Consider the following 18091-nt stretch of genomic DNA (forward strand, 5'->3'; position numbering starts at 1 on the left):
CGATGAAACCGCACCGCAAACAACCGTGCTGTTCCGCTTTCCAACGCTGCCGTTCCGCTTTCCCGCGCCATCATTGCACGCGGATCACAACGGTATCCGCTGCCCCCGTGGCATCGATCACAGTGAGCCGCGCAAAGCCCGGCCCCGGCGGCTCGATCAGGCGCTGGCGGCGGCTGTCGATGTCCCCGGCTGAGACACCGTTCACCAGGACCGTCAGCGGCAACACGCCACCGGCGACCTTGACCGGCATCGGCGCATTGCGACCGCCCTCGGATTGATCGACGTCGATGCGCGAGCCATTCAGCGGAAACTGGATGTGCGGCGCCTGGTCGTTGCCGCTGCGGACCAGTTCGCCGAGCGGCCGGAACCGGCGCAGCGGCGGCGGCAGCTTTGCATTGGAGGCGACCAGCACGCCACGCGGCGGCTTCGGCAACGCCGCCGGGATCCTGCCGGTGCGCGCAAAGGCATCGAACAAGATCGGCGCCGCCGCGGTGCGGCCGACCAGGCCCGGCACCGGCGCGCCGTCCGGACGGCCGACCCAGACCCCGATCGTGATGCGGCCGTCGAAGCCGACCGACCAGGCATCGCGATAGCCGTAACTGGTGCCGGTCTTGAACGCGATCCGATTGTGCACGCCGTTTTCCGGCGGCGGCGTCCCGAGCAGGACGTTGCCGACCTGCCAGGCCGCGGCCTGGTCCATCAGCCGCATCGTGTCCCGGCCGTCATTCGCCTGCATGATCTCGCGCAGTGGCTTGGTGGCGCCGAGCCGCGCCAAACCCGAATAGAGCTGGACAAGATCCTGCAGCGTGACGCCGACGCCGCCGAGACCCATCGCAAGGCCGGGCGCTTCGTCTTTCGGCAGCACGAGATTGGTGCCGGCCTGCTTCAGCCGCGACGACAGCCGGCTGGCGCCGACCCGGTCGAGCAGCGCGATCGCCGGCACGTTCAGTGACAATTGCAGAGCCTTGCGGATCGGCACCGTGCCCTGGAACGTCATGTCGAAATTCTCCGGCGCGTAAGTGCCGAAGCGGATCGGCCGATCCTCGATCAGGCTGTCGGGATGAACAAAGCCGTCCTCGAAGGCGAGGCCGTAGATGAACGGCTTCAAGGTCGACCCCGGCGAGCGCACCGCGCGCGTCATGTCGACCTGCCCGGCCCGCCGCTCGTCGAAATAGTCCGCCGAGCCGACGCGCGCGAGCACGTCGCCTGATTCATTGTCGACCACGATGATCGCGACCGAGACATCAGGCCCCTGCGCAACGGCGCGGTCGCGCGCCAGCACCTCCAGGTTCCGTTGCAGCGTGGCGTCCAGCGTCAGCTTGATGATGGGGGTATCCTTCATCGTCGCGATCGCCTGATCCGACGAATGCGGCGCCAGCATCGGGATCTGCTTGCGCAGCTTCGGTACCGCCGTTGCCCTGGCTTGCGCGGCGTCGTCCTTCGACACCACGCCATCCTCGACCATGCGGTCGAGCACGCGGTCGCGCGCGGCATGGGCCGCTTCCGGATAGCGATCGAGCCGCCGCCGCTCCGGCGATTGCGGCAGCGCGACCAGCAGCGCGGCCTCGGCAAGCGAGAGCCGCTTCGGCTCCTTGCCGAAATAGGCGATCGAGGCGGCGCGGATGCCCTCGAGATTGCCGCCGAACGGCGCCAGCGCCAGATAGAGATCGAGGATCTGGTCCTTCGAAAGCTGCCGCTCGAGTTCGACCGCCCGCACCATCTGCCGCAGCTTGGCGTAGACCGAGCGCTGGTGCCGCGGCTCGATCAGCCGCGCCAGTTGCATCGTGATCGTCGAGCCGCCCGAGACGATATGGCCACGGGTGAGCAGTTGGAGCGCGGCACGCGACAGTGCCAGCGGATCGACACCGTGATGCTCGTAGAAGCGCTTGTCCTCATAGGCGAACAACAGCTTCAGATAGCCGGGATCGACAGCGGTCTTCGCATCGACCGGCAACCGCCAGCGTCCGTCCGCCATCGCATAGGCGCGCAACAGCTTGCCATTGTGGTCGACGACCGTGGTCGAGACCTGCTGCGCCAGCGTGAGCGGCAGCGGACCGAGCGAGACCACCCAACCGGCGAAGGCTCCGGCTGTGACCAGCGTCGCGACCGCGCAGATCGCGAGGACGGTTCTGATCCGTCGCCAGCGTGATCTGCGCACTTGTGCTGTCGTCAACGTTGCGCTCATTTCGCCGGCTTCACCTCAACCGAACCGGTGCCGCTGCGGCCGTAGCGCGAGGGGTTGTACATGTCCTCGACATAGGCCTGCGGCAGCACGTATTTGCCCGGCGACACCGCGCGCACGACATAGGCGACCGTGAACACCGACTTGTCATTGGCGCCACGATCGATCGCCGCGGTGAAGCGGTCATCGCGGAACTCGGTGTTCTTCGGCTCTACACCATCCTCGATCCATTCCAGCGTGCCGGAATCGCCCGATGACACCAGGTTCGGGTTGTCGATCTCGAGCCCGGCCGGCAGATAGTCGGCCACCATGATGTGCCCAAACTCGGGTTTTGCTTCCGTCACCTTCAGGACAACCGCGAAGCGGTCGTTCTGTTTCGCCTTGCTGACGTCGGCCGCCTTGCCGTCGAGCGTGAAGTAATTTCGTTCGATCTTGAAACCGTTCGAAGCCGCAGGCTCCGGCGTCACCGGCGAGCCCGACACCGAGATCACCGCCTGCACCGGCGCATCGCCGGTGTTGGTGATCTTGAGCGGCTGGCCCGTCATCTCCTCGGCCTTATAACTGCGATAGACCGCGGTCTTGACCGCCTGCCCGTTGATGTCGAGCGCCAGCGTCTCCTTGGCGAGCGCGCGTGCCGCGAGCACCATCCACGCATTCTCCTGCGTCGAGGTGTAGGGCGACAATCCCCGCGCCGCTTCCACCCGCAGCACGGCCTGCGTCAGCGTGGTGCGCGGGGCATTGCCTTCGCCCGCAAGCGAGACCAGCGCCGCCGCATCGCGCAGCGCCGAACCATAATCGACCCGGCCGAACTCGATCACTGGTTTCGGGTTCAACGCGTCGAGCGCCGCACCATAGACCCGCTCGGCCCGCGCCTTGTCGCCGACCAGCGCCAGCGCCGCAGCAAGCTGCGCCTTGGAGATCGGCGTCGCCAGATTGTTCAGCTTGGTGTCAGCGAGATAGCGCAGGTCACCGATCGGCGCGGCGCCGTTGCGCGCGAGCACGTAGAGGCCGTAGGCCAGATCGCGGCCGCCATCCTTCTCCGGCTCGTTGGCATTGACCACCGAGTTCCTGACGCGATCGAGCGCGTTCTTGAACAGCACGTCCGGCACCGCAAAGCCCTTCTCGCGGGCCCGGGTCAGGAAATCGGTGACATAGGCGTCGAGCCAGGCGTCGTCGCCGCCCGCCGACCACAGGCCGAACGAGCCATTGGAGCCTTGCCGCGCCAGCAGCCGCTCGATCGCGTCGCGGATGCGCTGGTCGACTGCGGTGTCCATCGCAAGATGAGCACCGGCGGCGAGATCGTTGACATAGAGCAGCGGCAGCGCGCGGCTGGTGATCTGCTCGGAGCAGCCATAGGGGTAGCGGTCGAGCGCCTTCAGGATGCTCGCGGCATCGAGCGCGGTCGACAGGCTCGCCGAGACCGAGACGCTGCCGGTGCCCGGCACCAGATCGGAGAACATGTCCGAGGTCAGCGTCAGGCTCTCGCCCTTCGCCAGCGTGCGGATCGAGCGCCGCGCCAAGACTTGCGTCGCCGGCTTGACGTCGAGCGCATAGTGCCGCGCCAGCGTCAGCCCGTTCGGGCCTGAAATGCTGACATCGAAATCGGCGCGTCCGGCGCCGCCGGCCTCGAGGCCGAGCGCCAGCGACGAGCGCTGCTTGGCGGCGAGCTTCACCGTCATGCTCGAATTGCCCGAGGCCTTGATCGGGCCGGTCGCCTTGACGCTGATGGCGTAGTCGCCGGCGGCGCCTTCAACATTGTCGATATCCATGCTGATGGTGCCCTTGTCACCGGTCAGCAGAAAACGCGGCAAGGTCGCGGTCACCACCACGGGATCGCGCACGATCACGTCGGTCGTGGCGCGGCCGAGTTTGGTTGCGCTCCAGGCCACCGCCATCACCCGCGCGGTGCCGGCGAATTCCGGGATGTCGAAGCTCACTTCCGCGGTGCCGTCAGGGCCGACCGTGACGATGCCAGAATACAGCGCCAGCGGCTTCTGCGTCGGCGGCGAGCCCTGCAACTCGGCACCGGCGGCGTCACCGCCGCTGCGGATCTGGCCGCGCGTGCCCTGCATGCCGTCGATCAATTGCCCATAGAGGTCGCGGATCTCGGCGGTCAGCCGGCGCTGGCCGAGATAGTAATCGTCCGGCGCCGGCGGCTTGTAGTTGGTCAGATTGAGGATGCCGACGTCGACTGCGGCCAGCACCACCTTGGCGTCCTCGCCGGGATTGAGCCCGCCGAGCTTGACCGGGATCTTCAGCGTCGAGCCGGGCCGCACCAAGGCGGGCGGCGACAGCTCGACGGCCAGCGTGCGGGTCTTCTTGTCGATGCCGAACCATTTCAGCCCGATCGCGCGGCCGGGCATGCGCCCGGCGGCGGCATCGAGCGGACGGCGCAGTGTCGTCATCACATAGGCGCCGGTGCCCCAATCCTTTCCGACCGGCAGCTTGACCTGCTGGGTGCCCTCCTTGACGTCGACGCTTTGCGTCGTCAGCAGGCGGTCGCCGAGCACATAGACCGTGAGCTTGCCTGACGTGCGCGCATTGACCGACACCGTCATGGTGTCGCCCGAAGCATATTCCGGCTTGTCGATCGAGGTTTCCAACAGGTCGGGCGTGTCGGCGCTGCCGTCGGAATACCAGCCGACATCGAACTGCACCGAGGTCACGGGACCGTCGGCGTCGGTGGATTTGACGTCGAGCCGGTAGCGGCCGGGCTGCGGCTGGAAGGTCAGGCGCATCGGCTTGTCGGCCGCGAGGTTGACGTCGCCGTCGGCAACCCTGCGGGTCGACTTGACCGGTTCATAGTTCCACGACGAATTCTGCCGGTACCACTGGTAACGCGACTCGAGCTTCAACAGCTCGTAGCGCAGCCCGTCGCGCTGCAACTGCTTGCCGTCGGGCGATACGAACACGACGTCGAACTCGGCCTTGTCGCCCTCGGCCACGCTCTTGTCGCCGAACAACGGCTTGACGCCGATCAGCGACGCGCCAGGGGCCACCGGCAGCACGATCTTGCGCTCGACCGAGCGGCCGCCGGTCTCCGCCATGCGGATGAAGATCTGGGCTTCCTGCGGCCGGGTCGAGGCCGGGACCTTGTCGAGCTTGACCGGGAAGGTCGCCGCGCCATTGGCATCGGCCTCCGGCAGGTCCTCGATCGGGGTCCGCTCGTTGCTTGCGGTCTGCTCGTCGTCGACACCGAACTGGTAGCCCGGATAACCGGGCCGGCCATTCGCTGCCGGTGCGACCAGCATGTCGCCCTCGAGCTGCAGGCCCGAGGCCGGCGCGCCGTAGAGGAAGTGGCCGGAGACCTCAAGTTCCACTGGAACTTCAGCTTTGATCATCTTCTCCTTGCTGGTCAGTTCGAATTCGACCCGCTCCGGGATGTAATCCTCGACCATGAAAGTGGTCTCGCCGACCGCGGAGCCCTTCGGGTCGGTGAAGACGCGCGCCCGCCAGGTGCCGGTCGGCACCGCGGAATTGAGCGCCAGCGCCAACATGCGGCCGCCGGCGCCCTGGTCGGGCAGCACGGCACGGCGGAATTCGACGCCGTCGGGCCGCTCGATCACCATGGTCAGCGGCGTTCCGGTCAGGGCGTTGCCCTGCCCGTCGCGCAGCAGCGCGGTCAGATAGACCGTCTCGTTGGACCGGTAGACGCCGCGCTCGGCGTAGACGAAGGCGTCGGCACCGGCCGGGATCGCTCGGCCGGCGACGCCGCGATCGGTGAGATCGAAGGCATTGGTCTTCAGGCTCAGGAAGGCGTAGTCGGACTGTTCGCCCATCACCGTGAGCAATGCCGGCGACAGCCCGCCCTCGCCGCGCGTCAGCCCCTGCTCGAACAGCACATGACCGGCCGCATCGGTCTTGCGGGTGGCCAGGATCTCGTTGTTGCGGGCGACAAGCTTCACCTCGGCATTGGCGACCGGTTCGGTCGAAGCCAGCGAGTTGACGAAGACGTGGATACCGTCATTGCCGGAGAACGCCGACAGGCCCATGTCGGAGACGATGAACCATTGCGTCGCCAAGGTGCCGTCGTCGTCGCTGCCCGGCCCCTTGGCCGCGGCGGTCATGAAGTAGACGCCGGGTTGCAGGTCGCCCAGCGCCTGATCGACCGGAAACGCGGTAACGACGTCCTGGTTCAGCGTGGTGGCGGTCGCGAGCTCGCCGGACCACACCTTGACACCGCGCTGGTCGCCGAGGTCGGAGAGCTGGTAGCGGCTCAGCGTGCTCTGGAAGTCGCTATCGATCACCGTGTTGATCAAATTGCGGTCGCCGATCCTGAACACGTCGACGGTGACCGCCGGCGTGTTGACGCTGACCACCGGGATACCGCGCTGTCCGGTCCGCGGCAGCACATAGGCCCGCCCGGTGAACCGCACGAACGGCTTGCGGTCGCGGACATAGATGTTGAACTCGGCTGATTTCGGCAGGGTCTCCTTGACAGTCGACGGCAGGCCGGCGCGCAGGTTGATGTTGTAGCGCTCGCCATGCTTCAGCCCGTCGACGCAGAGCTGCTGGCCTTCCGCCGACAGAGCCGGCTTGTCGGTGCCGGCGAGCGCGAGGTACGGAGCGAAGTCGACGCGCTTGGCCAGTTCCTCGGAGAACTGGAAGCAGGCCCGCGGCGAGGCCGCGTCGGAATCGACGGTATAATCAAGCAGCCGGAAACCGTGCTCGTCACGCATCTTCTCATACTGGCCCCTGACATCGGCGACCTCCCGCTGGTCGAGCGACAGCCGCAACGCGTCCAGCGCCGGACGCCACAGCTTGCGCTCGGCGAGTGCCCTGCCGAGCACCGCCAGCGCGTCGGCCTCCTCACCGGCATTGCCGGCACGCTGATAGGCGATGTAGGCGGCGGTGGAAGCGCGCTCCATCAGGAAGGTCTGCTCGCTGGAGCTGGCGGAGCGGATCTGGAACACGGTCTTGGCGAGCCGCAGCCAGTTGGCGCCGTCCTCCGGCGCGGTCGCGGCGATCTGGCCAAGGATCGTGAGCCCGCCACGGAAGTCATTGCGCCTGAAGGCGGCGTCCGCGTCGGTGCGCAAGGTCGCGGCCGACTTGTTGACCGCGCCCGCCTCGCTCTTGATCTGGGCTTCCAGCTTGATCGCGGAATCGGCGAGATCGTCGCGCCTGAAGGCTTTGTCCGCGGCCTGGGCACTCACCATGGCGAGCGCCAGCGTGGCGCAAATTGCGGCGGCACGAACCAATCCGATCATGATGGAGCTCCTGAACGCCCCGCGGTCGAGCGCCGCGTTGGGGACAAAAATGCGCGAAATGGTGACGGAGTGAAGGCACGGACATGAACGGACGAAAACGTCGCAGCTCGCATTGCCGACATTCCTTCGACCAGCCCCGGCGGCCGCGTCAATGGCGGCTCGGCGTACTGGACAGGCCAATGCAGGACGAGGACCCCTGCTCGCCTTTGTCGCGCGACCACAAAAATCGGTTCGGCAGGGCTTGGCGGAAAAGCGGATTTTTCATATTGGCGGTGCTACAAGGCCGGCACGGTCCCGTAGCTCAACTGGATAGAGTAGCGGATTTCTACTCCGCGGGTTGCAGGTTCGAATCCTGCCGGGATCGCCATTCACGCCACGCCACTCCGCCTCGACGAAACCATTTTCCGCAAGCCGCGAAGCCGGCCGGAAACAAACCCGGCCTAGCGTCCCATCATTGGACCAAAGGGGATTCGGTCATGTGGGATTTCATCAACGAATTGTATCGGGATTTTTGCCTGGCTCGCGTGCAGGAGATGCGGAAGCTCGAGCATCGCAGCTGACCGGTCGGAGCTTGAACAAACCATCGCCCCTGGCCGGCGCGCTACTGACCGCGATGGCAATTGCGGCGGTCATTTGGGCCACAACCGGAGCGCCGCCGGGGCAAAAGAAGGTCAGCGGCCAACACCAGACGATCGCCAATCGCTGATCCCCGTAGGACTCCGGTGCTTTCGAACCTTGGGGGCGGTCTTGCAGACACACCAATACTGGGATTGCGGGCCCAGATTGGAACAGGGCGCCGCCGGGACAATACATTTCGAGCCCGGCGGCGTACTTTCGCGAGGCGAGCCCATCCGTTGCGAATGCGAGCTGCGCCACTCCGCGTTCCGGATCCGCATTCTAAGGCTCTCTTAACCACCAGCGAAGGCCGTCTCGACTGGTGTGGACCGATTGCGCATCGATCCGCGTTGTCCGGCACCATGCCCACAACGAGCCGCAGGATCGCGCTTGTCATATGCGGCGCGGCAATCCTCGCCCCGCCCATCACGACGGCAGATGCACAACAGGTGCAAGCCGGAACGCTCGATTGCCGCGGCGGCCCCGACACCGGCTTCATTCTGGGCCCCGTGACCACGCTCGATTGCGTCCTGCACGCCGATAGTGCGCCGGACAGTCGCTACGTCGCAGCCATCAGGAACCTCGGCGTTTTCATCGGCGACCAGGACGTTGCATTGACCTGGAAGGTGATGGCGGCGGTGCCGTGGCTCGGCGGCGACGACCTCACCGGTGGTTACACCCATCCCGGGGGCGCCGATACCAATGTTCTGACCGGTGGCTCGACTGCATCGATCACGTTACATCCATTGAATGAGCAGAACGCCGGCTCAACTCCAACAGTGAAAATCGACAACCTGGAGCTACGGCCGGTGGATCGCTGACAACAGCCAAAATGCACAACGCCGCCCGCTTGAAATATATGCGGACGGCGTCGGCCCTAGCCCCAGGAAGGTCATGCAAAATCCTGACGACCTCAAGTGTGCACAGTTTGTGCCAAGGCGCATGTCCCAAATTGGCTATCACCGGACCGCCGATCGACCCGGATCGGGATCTGGCTTGTCGCGAAACACGGCGGCTCGCAAATCGATGCCGGCGAACAGCAATCGAAGACACCAGACAACTCGAGCGTCGATCGCAGGCGCGACATGCCGCGCGCAAAGGGCACAACGCCGCCCGCTTGAAATCCCTGCGGACGGCGTTGGCATTGGCCCAGGTGGTGCAACATCCTGATGGTGCAAAACCTGCACGTCCTCGGCCACCGATCATGGCCCATATGGGCTATTTTGCTGGTGAGAAACGAAGGTAGGTTAAGCGCTGAGGCGTCGGTTGACGGTGCCTCACGACCAAAGTGTCAACTTGGCCTCAGCGTGGCCCACGCGCTGAGGCCTTTCTTTTTGTGCTCACGGTGTTTGTGTCCACGCTCCGCCCTGAAATCGCGCCCGTTCTTTCTCATTCAGCGCACGATTCCATTCCGTAGTTCTCCGTGCGTGAACAAAGTTCCGGCACCGTTTGAGCAGCCAACACGCCCTTTTCGTCGGCGATAGGCTTCGCGATTTGTTAATGCGGAATTGCTTCCTCAAGGAGATTGCGAGCGCGCTCATTGTTCATCGATATTTCGGAACCGATATGGAAGACTCCGTCCAGATCCGCTGCACACGTTGCAAGAATGTCTTTCGCGACCGGGCCAAGCGGTTGCAGAACGGCTATTCGCGCCAGTGCCCGAGTTGCGAGATCGTCCTGTTCTTCGACGAGGACTCGCACGATGCCAACATCAAGCGCGCGATGCGAACGGCGCGGCGCGCACGCAAGGACATGCGCGAGAACGAGGGTGTGAGCGCAAGAAAGACCGCCGCCGTTCCCCGCCACTATGGCGGCCGCTCGGCTTCTGACGCACGGAGCAGCGAAGACGCGGACGGCGATTGAGTTTGGCTTTGCCGGTCGCTCGCCTGACTGGTCAGTCCGTGTGCGCCTGATGGCAGGCCGCACGCTCCGATCGATCCGGTGCTGAGCCGGGCCACCATTCGGCGAACCGGATAGTGTCGGGCCGGCACAAGAATTTCGTCAGGAATGACCGTGTAAGGAAGACGATCCATCGCCCGGAGAGGACGTCATGCGGAACCTGAACACTGTCCTGACCAAGCTGAACGACCGCCTGCTGCGGCTGGAGGGCGAATTGTTCGTGCTGCGGTCGATTGCGCGTGCCGCCCTCACTTCCGGCGACGACGCCGCCGTCCGGACCCGCAAACTGCTCGAAGGCGCCAGGCTCGCGCTCTCGGACGAAGCCGAACGGCCGCTCGATGCGGCGACGGGAAAATACGTCGCCGCCGCGATCGCAATGGTCGAGGAGTTGCTCGAAGACCCGCGCAAGGCGGCGCCGCTGTTCCGGGTCATCGACGGAGGCAAGCGGGACGATTAAAGCGCGTTGGGGATTGGGGTTGAATCGTCGCGCGCTTTGGCTCCTCGTTTGAGCATGATCTTTCCGGAAAACCGCTTCGCACTTTTCCGGATCATGCTTTAGCCGGCGCCCTGCACGGCCCTGTCATAGGCCTCGATCGTCAACTTGGCCCGGACAGCGATATCCGCGGCGGTCATGCCCGGCTTGTAGAGGCTGCTGCCGAGACCGAAGGCACGGATCCCCGCCTTGACATACTCGGCAAAATTCTGGTCGGAGACGCCGCCGACGGCGGCGATCATCAGATCCGGCGGCAGTACGGCGCGGATCGCCGTGATGCCGGAGGCGCCGAGCACGCTCGCCGGAAAGAATTTCAGGCCCGAGGCGCCCGCGCGTGCCGCCAGCAGCGCCTCCGTCGGCGAGAACACGCCGGGCAGCGTGACCATCGCGTGATCCCGCGCGCGAGCCAGCACATCGACATCGACATTCGGCGACACCATCAGGCGGCCGCCGGCGTCATGGAGACGATCGACGTCTGCCGCCGTCAGCACCGTGCCGGCGCCGATCAGCACATCGGCGGGCGCGCGTTTCGCTGCGATCTCGATCGAACGGAACGGCTCCGGCGAGTTCAGCGGAATCTCGATCGCCGTCATGCCCGCCTCGATCAGCGTCCTGACGATATCAGGCGTTTCTTCGGGCTTGATGCCGCGCAGGATCGCGACCAACGGACGCTGCATCGGCGGAAACGGAATGCTCATGCGTGGATCCTTCACTTGTTCCAGATCGCCGTCGCGGCGTTGCTGAGGCCGCGGCGAACCGCCTCGTCCGCATCCATGACCGTGAGCGGAATCGAAAGCGCCTCGATCGCCATCTGATAGAGCCGCTGCAGCCGGCCCGACGCAATCAGCCTCACCGGTGTGGCTGGTTCGCGCTCCGCGAGTCCCGCCGCCAGTTCGACGCCGATCAACGTGCCCGAGATCGCCTCACGCGCGGCCTGCGCGCTGCCGCCGAACAGCAGCTGCCGCGCGCGCACCCGGAACAGCAGATTGGCCGCGCGCGCCGGTGCGGCGAACGCCTCGGCGACGGCCGCGCGGAACGCATCGCCGTCGACCGCCTGCTCCGCGCCGGCCACGGCGTGCGCCAGGATGGTGTCGCGCGCCACCGCGCCGAACAGCTCGCCGGTCATGAAGGTCGCAAAGCGTTCGACCGTGCCGCCGCGCATCCGCACCCATTTGGAATGCGTTCCCGGCAGACAGACATCGGCCGCGTCTGCCGCATCGAGGCCGAGCGCGCCGAGCAACTGGGTTTCCTCGCCGCGCATCACGTCGGGCGCCGCGGCATCGCGCTGCGCGATCCCGGGCAGGATCCGGATCTCGCGCGCCTGCCCGCTGACCGCGACGGCGCCTGTGAGGATGTCGGAGAGATGCGCGGGCGTATCGACATAGCCGGCCTCGACCCAGCCCTGCCGCGCGCCGGCCATGCCGCAGATCACCACCGGCAGTTCAGCCGCAACTCCGAGCGCATCGAGATGCGATTGCAGCACGCCCGCAAAGCCGGTCCTGGCGGCCGCCGTCATGCCCTCATCGCTGCGGCGCTCGCCGAGCACCTGGCCGCCACCGTTCATCAGCCAGAGCCGGAAGCTGCTGGTGCCCCAATCGACCGCGACATAGGAAGGATCGCTCATCGCGTTCGGTTCCACGCTCTCAGTTGCCGGCGCGCTGACTGCGCCGCTGCCCAGAGGCGATAACGGCGTTCATCACGCCGCGCAAGGCGCGCCTAATTCGCGAGGCTACGCGACCACGCGCACGCGTGCGACCACGATGTCCGGTTCGCGTCGGTGGGTGCACGGATCGATTACCGCGCCCCCTTCAGCGTGCAGGAGGTCGTGCAGGTGGTGACGTTGCCGCGGTCACATTTGATGCAGGCATTGACGCACTGATCCATGACCTTGGGATTGTATTGGCTGTAAAGGTTGGCCGCGCAGCTGTTGGTCGATCCCGTGACCTCCGGGTCGGGCCAGCAACCGGACAGTAAAAATGCTGCGGCACTCAAAATGGCGACCTTGCGCATAAGGCCTCCTGCCACGCTCTATCCAATGACTTTGCGAGTAACCTTGATGGGTTAGGTTAAATTCCGGTTTCAATTGCGACCTTTTCCGGAAGCAGTATTGGTTATCCACCGGACATTTCCCCAAGGTCCGGGCCCACACCGGCAAGGCCGTCAGGCGACCCCGCCTGGCGGCTTTGTTGCCCAGCAATGCGCAAGGATACCAACAAGATGGCCCGAAAGCCGCGGTGGTCGTTCAAGGAGGACCGACGACTGATCGAACTGGCTCGCTCCTCCAAGTCGCTGGAAGAGGTCGTGAAGGCCACCGGCCGCTCGCCCGAGCGAATCAAGAAGATGGCGATGCGCCTCGGCCTGTCGATCAAGCCGCGCGGCACCACCAAGAAATAATCTGAAACGCTGCCGCTGCGGCGGCCCGCCGGTGAGAGCGTTCCGGATCGGCGCACACGAACGTGTCAGAAAACAGCATTTAAGGTTCCGGTGGACAATCGTCCTTTGCCCGCACCGGGATCGCCTGGATCTCAGCCGCCGGCTTGATGTCGCCTTCAGCCTTAGCCTCTGGCTCAGCCTTGGCCTCTCCCTCAGCTTTGGCCTCTCGCTCGGTCTCGGCCGTCCGGCTGCAAGTTGTCACCACGAACGCCACCCGGCTGCATTGCCACGCCGGCCCGAGGGCCGCGCTGGACACCGGCTCGGGCGACGCCAACGTCAGGGAGAGATACGCTACCAAAACGGCACCCGCCGCGCCTGCGGCAGCCAGCGCCGCGCCCTTTCCGGACCACAGCTTGGATATCATGGCCTTGGTTCCCGCCGATCTCTGGGAGTCGATTAAGGCAACCCACCCGTCCGCGTGTGATCGGAATCACAACCGGTAGCAAACAGATCAGCCCTGATCTTTGCGGGTGATGTGGGATCGATATTGCACTGCCGCAAGATGGGTCAGCGTGCCGGCTCGATCACGTTACAGTTGGTCCGGCCCGACATCAGGCAGTCCTGCATCTTGCTGGCCGCCGTCAGGTCATGCGCGAGCCACAGTCCCACCGCGAGCATCACCGCGGCCACCAGCAGTCCGATCAGCGCGCCCCGGCGGCTGCCTCCATCTTCGGGTTCGCTCATCCTTGTTTCGGTTCCCGGTTGCAACGCGCGCATCATGACGATTTGCACGCTTGGGTGCGATCAATTCTGCAACACTTGTACAGCGAAATGCGTGCCCGCAGCTGCGAGCACTGCAATTCCGTTGCAGGCGGTCACGACTCGCGAAACACTGATAGCAGCAATGGAGCGCGTGTACGGGGCGTGCCAGTGAGCGAACAGCAAGCAACCACCCAAGCAACGACCTACGACTATCGGCGTTACAGGCAGCTGCTCTCGGAAGCAATCGACGAGACCAGCCGGCTGCAGCTGATCAGCCTCCTGATCTCCGAAAAGGCCCGCGACAGATTGGAATCCCAGCGTGCCTCGGACCGCAGCGCGATGACCGCCGAGACCGTCGCCAAGGTGCTCGGCAACGGGCGGCGCGAGCAGCTTCAGCGCGGCTAGAGCATGATCCGGAAAAGTGGAAACCGGTTTTCCGAAAAGATCATGCTCAAACAAAGAGATGAGCGGCAGATTCGGTGACCAACCACTCACCAGGCCGGCAGCCTGGCGAGGCAGTCACCAGCAGTCCACCATTTGCTATCAGCTCATATCACCCCTGCTCCACAACCTTCCCTTCGCCACTGGCAATTTCGCCGCCGTTCACTTATTGAAGCGCCGAACCAAACCCCATCCATCACCCGAACAGAAAGCAGCAGGCTTCCTCTATGAGTGGCTTCAAGGAACCGGGTTTTGCCGACCGCCAAAAGGCGGCCCTGCAGGCACGGCAAAACCTCCTCAACAAGTTTCGCGCCCAGCCGGGCGCTGACGATCCGACGGTGAAGGCACGTGCCGAGGAGCGCGCGGCGATCGCCGAACGCCGCGCCAAGGCCAAGGAAGCCCGTGAGGCCGAGAAGGCCGAGCAGAAGCGCCGCGAGGAAGAAGCCGCTGCGGCCGAGGCCGCCCGCATCGCGCGCGAGAAGGAAGAAGAAGCCGCTCGAGAGGAGGCCCTGCTCGCCGAGCAGAAGGCCAAGCGTGACGCGCGCTACGCCGCGCGCAAGGAGCGCGGCAAGAAGAAGCGCTAAGCAGGACCAGGCCCGCCACGATGGCGGGCCTGCGCACGATGAGGGGTGGCGGCGATCAGTTCTTCTTCATCCCGTCGTCCTTCTTCATCATCGCACCGCCATCCTTCTTCATGGCGTCGTCCTTCTTCATCATGCCACCGTCCTTCTTCATGGCATCCTTGGACATCGTGTCTTCCTTCTTCATCGCGTCGTCCTTGCCCATCTTGTCCTGAGCGAAGGCGGCGGGCGCCAGCGCGAGGCTGAACGAGAGCAGCGCGGCGGAAAGGCCAAGGCGGGTGTTGGTGGTCATGATGATGATCCCTTGTGTGGTCGAATGTGAGCGCGACGACTTGCCGCTATCTGCTCGACGCGCTTGCAAGGCCGGTTGTTACCTCCAATAACAAATTCTTGAAGCTGCACGGCGCGTGCTCGCCTGGGTTGAATAGAGCCACAGCACCGGCGCGGCAGTGTGCGCCGCAACAACGGCAAGACTTGCTGCCGCCTATCGGCTCGCACTATCAGGGCGCCTCGAACTATCAGACTAGAGAATATTCAGGCGAAGACCGGCTAAGCTAAGGCTCCGCGCCGGCCTAACAGCCACTCAAGAAGCTCTTCAGGGGAACAACCATGCTCACACGCCGCCACGTCCTCGCGTCCGCCCTCGCCGCCCCAGCCGTGCTGCGGATGGGCGTCGGGACCGCGCATGCCGCGACCACGCTGAAGATCTCGCACCAGTTTCCCGGCGGCACCATCGACAAGGGCGACTTCCGCGACCGGCTGTGCCGGATGTTCGCTGCCGAAATCGCCAAGCGCTCGGGCGGCGACCTGACCGCCGAGATCTATCCGAACTCGTCGCTGATCAAGACCAACGCGCAGTTCTCCGCGATGCGCAAGGGCGCGCTCGATCTCAGTCTGTATCCGATGCCCTATGCCGGCGGCGAATTGCCGGAGACCAACATCGGCCTGATGCCCGGCCTCGTCACCACCTACGACCAGGGCCTGCGCTGGAAACAGGAGCCGGTCGGCAAGGCCCTGACCGATTTCCTCGCCGACAAGGGCATTCTCCTGATCTCCTGGGTCTGGCAGGCCGGCGGCGTCGCCAGCCGCTCCAAGGCGATCGTGGCGCCGGAAGACGCCAAGGGCCTGAAGGTGCGCGGCGGCTCGCGCGAGATGGACATGGTGCTGCAGACCGCCGGCGCCGCGGTGCTGTCGGTGCCGTCGAACGAGATCTACGCCGCGATGCAGACCGGCGCCTGCGATGCCGGCATCACCTCCTCCACCAGCCTGATCTCGTTCCGCCTCGAGGAGGTCGCGAAGTCGCTGACCTCGGGCGCCGGCGCCTCGTACTGGTTCATGCTGGAGCCGCTGATGATGTCGAAGGCGATCTTCGACAAGCTGCCGAAGAACCAGCAGGACATCATCCTCGCGGTCGGCACCGAGCTCGAGGCGTTCGGCCGCAAGGGCGCGCAGGACGACGATGCCGAAGTCGCCAAGGTCTACGAGAAGGCCGGCGCCAAGGTCAGTGCGCTCGATGCCGCCGTGGTCGGCAAGTGGCGCGACATCGCGCGCGACACCGCCTGGAAGGACTATGGTGCCAAGACGGCGACCGCCGCCAACCTGCTGAAGCTCGCAAGCGACGTCGCCGCATGATGCATGGTCCGGTCGCGGATCAAGCCGAAACGGCTGGCATCGCCACGGGCAATACCGCCGTGGCGATGCTTGGGCGCGCGCTGTCCGTCTGCAACAATGTCATCGTGGTGTTCGCCGCGCTCGCCCTGATCGCGGCCTGCGCGATCCTGAGCTACAGCGTGCTCGGGCGCGCCCTGTTCCACAGCCCGAACTACTGGCAGGACGAGGCCGCCGTGTTCCTTTTGGTCGGCGCTACCTTCATGACCTCGGCCTATGTGCAGAGCCAGCGCGGCCATGTCAGCATCGAGGCGTTCGTCGGCCTGCTCTCGGCGCGCGTCAACGGCATCCGGCTGTGGCTGGTCGATGTCGCGAGCTTCGCGTTCTGCACCTTCTTCGCCTGGAAGTCCTGGACCCTGGCCCACGAGGCCTATGTCGACGGCCAGGTCTCCAACTCGATGTGGTCGCCGCCGCTCGCCATCCCCTACGGGCTGATGGCGCTGGGCATGACGCTGCTTTGCGTGCAACTACTTTTGCAGATCATCCTTCCGCTGACCGGTGGCGCGCGCCGATGACCGTGTTTGGTATTGGCATCTCCTACGGGCTTGCCACCCTGTTTGCGATGTTCTCCGGCATGCCGATCGCATTCGCGCTCGGTGCAGTCGCGGTCGTGTTCATGGCGATCTACATGCCGGCGGCTTCGCTCGATACGGTGACGCAGAACGTCTACGAGGAGATGGCCTCGATCACGCTGCTGTCGATCCCGCTGTTCATCCTGAAGGGCGCGGCGATCGGCAAATCGCGCGCCGGCCAGGACCTCTACTCGGCGCTGCATGCCTGGCTGCATCGGGTGCCCGGCGGCCTCGGCGTCGCCAACGTGTTCGCCTGCGCGCTGTTCGCGGCGATGGCCGGCTCATCGCCCGCGACCTGCTCGGCGATCGGTTCGGCCGGCATTCCGGAGATGCGCAAGCGCGGCTATTCCGGCGGCTTTGCCGCGGGCATCATCGCCGCCGGCGGCACGCTCGGCATCCTGCTGCCGCCCTCGATCACGATGATCCTGTTCGCGGTCGCCGCCGAGAAATCGCTGGGGCGGCTGTTCCTCGCCGGCATCGGCCCGGGGCTGCTGCTGGTCTCGCTGTTCGGCCTCTACGCCGTGTTCCGCTTCCGCAGGGAATATGCGACGGCCAAGGCCGCCTATGCGGAGACCGGCGAGGACGCGGCGATCCTGCAGCGCGACGAGTTCACCATGGCCGAACGCTTCAGCGCGCTGCCGCGCGTGATCCCGTTCGTGCTGCTCCTGACCGGCGTGATGATCGCGCTCTATGGCGGCTACGCCACGCCGTCGGAAACCGCAGGCCTCGGCGGCCTGCTGGCGCTCGGGCTGATCGCCGTGATCTACAGCGTGTGGAAACCCAGCGACCTGTCGCCGATCCTGAAATCGACCATCCGCGAGTCGACCATGCTGATGCTGATCATCGGCATGTCGCTGCTGTATTCCTACGTGATGAGCTATCTGCACATCTCGCAGTCGGCGGCCGAGGCGATCGTCGCGATGCACCTGCCGCGCTGGGAGCTGCTGTTTGCGATCCTGGTGATGGTGATCGTACTCGGCTTCTTCCTGCCGCCGGTCTCGATCATCCTGATGACCGCGCCGATCATCCTGCCGCCGCTGCGCGCGGCCGAGTTCGACATCATCTGGTTCGGCGTCGTCATGACCATCGTGATGGAGATGGGCCTGATCCATCCGCCGGTCGGCCTCAACATCTTCGTCATCCGCAACGTCGCGCCCGACATCCCCTTGAGCGAGGTGATCTGGGGCACGCTGCCGTTCGTGCTGCTGATGATGTTCGCGGTGCTGATGCTGTGCGTCTTCCCGGAGATCTCGACCTGGCTGCCGAACCTGGTGATGGGGCCGGACGGCGGGCGCTAA

The 18091-nt window shown here is 65.4% G+C and carries 17 protein-coding genes and 1 tRNA gene; 10 read left to right on the top strand and 8 right to left on the bottom strand.

The features are described from left to right. Nucleotides 1-70: 70 nt before the first annotated feature. Both pbpC and ACVMB0_RS27010 read right to left on the bottom strand, forming a co-directional pair. Entirely contained in the window at nt 71-2185 is a 2115-nt protein-coding gene (gene pbpC / locus ACVMB0_RS27005) for a penicillin-binding protein 1C (protein ID WP_456798034.1), read from the bottom strand. Further along, a complete protein-coding gene (locus tag ACVMB0_RS27010) occupies nt 2182-7389 on the bottom strand; it encodes an alpha-2-macroglobulin family protein (RefSeq protein WP_461348231.1) in 5208 nt (1735 codons plus the stop codon). Before ACVMB0_RS27010 ends, pbpC begins: the two co-directional genes overlap by 4 nt. Before the next feature lie 290 nt (nt 7390-7679). Here ACVMB0_RS27010 and ACVMB0_RS27015 point away from each other — a divergent pair. From ACVMB0_RS27015 to ACVMB0_RS27030, 4 genes are all read left to right on the top strand, one after another. Then, nucleotides 7680-7756 (top strand) — tRNA-Arg (locus ACVMB0_RS27015). 598 nt (nt 7757-8354) lie between these two features. Then, nucleotides 8355-8825, top strand: coding sequence for a DUF992 domain-containing protein (locus ACVMB0_RS27020; protein ID WP_456754691.1), 471 nt, complete (start codon nt 8355-8357; stop codon nt 8823-8825). A gap of 628 nt (nt 8826-9453) precedes the next feature. After that, entirely contained in the window at nt 9454-9867 is a 414-nt protein-coding gene (locus ACVMB0_RS27025) for a hypothetical protein (protein WP_456754690.1), read from the top strand. Between the two features lie 187 nt (nt 9868-10054). After that, nucleotides 10055-10360: a hypothetical protein gene (locus ACVMB0_RS27030; protein ID WP_456754689.1), complete on the top strand. Its 306-nt coding sequence runs from the start codon at nt 10055-10057 to the stop codon at nt 10358-10360. A 98-nt stretch (nt 10361-10458) separates the two neighbouring features. Here ACVMB0_RS27030 and ACVMB0_RS27035 read toward each other — a convergent pair whose 3' ends face one another. The 3 genes from ACVMB0_RS27035 to ACVMB0_RS27045 all read right to left on the bottom strand — a co-directional run bounded on the left by ACVMB0_RS27035 (nt 10459) and on the right by ACVMB0_RS27045 (nt 12406). After that, nucleotides 10459-11094, bottom strand: a complete 636-nt coding sequence (locus tag ACVMB0_RS27035) for a 2-dehydro-3-deoxy-6-phosphogalactonate aldolase (RefSeq protein WP_456754688.1) — start codon at nt 11092-11094, stop codon at nt 10459-10461. 11 nt (nt 11095-11105) lie between these two features. Next, nucleotides 11106-12020 (bottom strand): 2-dehydro-3-deoxygalactonokinase, encoded by a 915-nt coding sequence (locus ACVMB0_RS27040; RefSeq protein WP_456754687.1) that lies wholly within the window; start codon nt 12018-12020, stop codon nt 11106-11108. A gap of 170 nt (nt 12021-12190) precedes the next feature. Continuing rightward, complete coding sequence (locus ACVMB0_RS27045) at nt 12191-12406, bottom strand: hypothetical protein (protein ID WP_456754686.1); 216 nt, start codon at nt 12404-12406, stop codon at nt 12191-12193. 207 nt (nt 12407-12613) lie between these two features. On the opposite strand from ACVMB0_RS27045, the gene ACVMB0_RS27050 reads away from it, so the two are divergent. Continuing rightward, a complete protein-coding gene (locus ACVMB0_RS27050; protein WP_456754685.1) occupies nt 12614-12790 on the top strand; it encodes a hypothetical protein in 177 nt (58 codons plus the stop codon). A gap of 79 nt (nt 12791-12869) precedes the next feature. Here ACVMB0_RS27050 and ACVMB0_RS27055 read toward each other — a convergent pair whose 3' ends face one another. Both ACVMB0_RS27055 and ACVMB0_RS27060 read right to left on the bottom strand, forming a co-directional pair. Next, a complete protein-coding gene (locus tag ACVMB0_RS27055; protein ID WP_456754684.1) occupies nt 12870-13193 on the bottom strand; it encodes a hypothetical protein in 324 nt (107 codons plus the stop codon). Between the two features lie 143 nt (nt 13194-13336). After that, nucleotides 13337-13549, bottom strand: coding sequence for a hypothetical protein (locus ACVMB0_RS27060; protein WP_456754683.1), 213 nt, complete (start codon nt 13547-13549; stop codon nt 13337-13339). Between the two features lie 150 nt (nt 13550-13699). On the opposite strand from ACVMB0_RS27060, the gene ACVMB0_RS27065 reads away from it, so the two are divergent. Both ACVMB0_RS27065 and ACVMB0_RS27070 read left to right on the top strand, forming a co-directional pair. After that, nucleotides 13700-13936, top strand: coding sequence for a hypothetical protein (locus ACVMB0_RS27065; RefSeq protein WP_456754682.1), 237 nt, complete (start codon nt 13700-13702; stop codon nt 13934-13936). Nucleotides 13937-14199: 263 nt separating this feature from the next. Continuing rightward, the gene (locus ACVMB0_RS27070; protein WP_456754681.1) at nt 14200-14556 is read left to right on the top strand and encodes a DUF6481 family protein; all 357 of its coding nucleotides are present in this window, start codon (nt 14200-14202) and stop codon (nt 14554-14556) included. Between the two features lie 55 nt (nt 14557-14611). On the opposite strand, the gene ACVMB0_RS27075 is transcribed toward ACVMB0_RS27070, so the two are convergent. Then, on the bottom strand, nt 14612-14845 hold the full coding sequence (locus ACVMB0_RS27075; RefSeq protein ID WP_456754680.1) for a pentapeptide MXKDX repeat protein: 234 nt from the start codon (nt 14843-14845) through the stop codon (nt 14612-14614). Nucleotides 14846-15162: 317 nt separating this feature from the next. On the opposite strand from ACVMB0_RS27075, the gene dctP reads away from it, so the two are divergent. From dctP to ACVMB0_RS27090, 3 genes are read left to right on the top strand one after another with little or no spacing between them, the layout of a single operon-like run. After that, nucleotides 15163-16185 (top strand): TRAP transporter substrate-binding protein DctP, encoded by a 1023-nt coding sequence (gene dctP / locus ACVMB0_RS27080; RefSeq protein WP_456754679.1) that lies wholly within the window; start codon nt 15163-15165, stop codon nt 16183-16185. Then, entirely contained in the window at nt 16185-16736 is a 552-nt protein-coding gene (locus tag ACVMB0_RS27085) for a TRAP transporter small permease (protein ID WP_461349717.1), read from the top strand. The genes dctP and ACVMB0_RS27085 overlap by 1 nt, the downstream gene beginning before the upstream one ends. Continuing rightward, a complete protein-coding gene (locus ACVMB0_RS27090; RefSeq protein WP_461348232.1) occupies nt 16733-18091 on the top strand; it encodes a TRAP transporter large permease in 1359 nt (452 codons plus the stop codon). The genes ACVMB0_RS27085 and ACVMB0_RS27090 overlap by 4 nt, the downstream gene beginning before the upstream one ends.

The organism is Bradyrhizobium sp. USDA 4451 (genome assembly GCF_054822585.1).

What these genes read in the sequence shown, in the direction of transcription:
- ACVMB0_RS27070 (WP_456754681.1), top strand. Translation starts at nt 14,200, where the DNA reads ATGAGTGGCTTCAAGGAACCGGGTTTTGCCGACCGCCAAAAGGCGGCC.
- ACVMB0_RS27050 (WP_456754685.1), top strand. Translation starts at nt 12,614, where the DNA reads ATGGCCCGAAAGCCGCGGTGGTCGTTCAAGGAGGACCGACGACTGATC.
- ACVMB0_RS27045 (WP_456754686.1), bottom strand. Translation starts at nt 12,406, where the DNA reads ATGCGCAAGGTCGCCATTTTGAGTGCCGCAGCATTTTTACTGTCCGGT.
- ACVMB0_RS27035 (WP_456754688.1), bottom strand. Translation starts at nt 11,094, where the DNA reads ATGAGCATTCCGTTTCCGCCGATGCAGCGTCCGTTGGTCGCGATCCTG.
- ACVMB0_RS27055 (WP_456754684.1), bottom strand. Translation starts at nt 13,193, where the DNA reads ATGATATCCAAGCTGTGGTCCGGAAAGGGCGCGGCGCTGGCTGCCGCA.
- ACVMB0_RS27040 (WP_456754687.1), bottom strand. Translation starts at nt 12,020, where the DNA reads ATGAGCGATCCTTCCTATGTCGCGGTCGATTGGGGCACCAGCAGCTTC.
- ACVMB0_RS27075 (WP_456754680.1), bottom strand. Translation starts at nt 14,845, where the DNA reads ATGACCACCAACACCCGCCTTGGCCTTTCCGCCGCGCTGCTCTCGTTC.
- dctP (WP_456754679.1), top strand. Translation starts at nt 15,163, where the DNA reads ATGCTCACACGCCGCCACGTCCTCGCGTCCGCCCTCGCCGCCCCAGCC.
- ACVMB0_RS27090 (WP_461348232.1), top strand. Translation starts at nt 16,733, where the DNA reads ATGACCGTGTTTGGTATTGGCATCTCCTACGGGCTTGCCACCCTGTTT.
- ACVMB0_RS27010 (WP_461348231.1), bottom strand. Translation starts at nt 7,389, where the DNA reads ATGATCGGATTGGTTCGTGCCGCCGCAATTTGCGCCACGCTGGCGCTC.
- ACVMB0_RS27030 (WP_456754689.1), top strand. Translation starts at nt 10,055, where the DNA reads ATGCGGAACCTGAACACTGTCCTGACCAAGCTGAACGACCGCCTGCTG.
- ACVMB0_RS27085 (WP_461349717.1), top strand. Translation starts at nt 16,185, where the DNA reads ATGCATGGTCCGGTCGCGGATCAAGCCGAAACGGCTGGCATCGCCACG.
- ACVMB0_RS27060 (WP_456754683.1), bottom strand. Translation starts at nt 13,549, where the DNA reads ATGATGCGCGCGTTGCAACCGGGAACCGAAACAAGGATGAGCGAACCC.
- pbpC (WP_456798034.1), bottom strand. Translation starts at nt 2,185, where the DNA reads ATGAGCGCAACGTTGACGACAGCACAAGTGCGCAGATCACGCTGGCGA.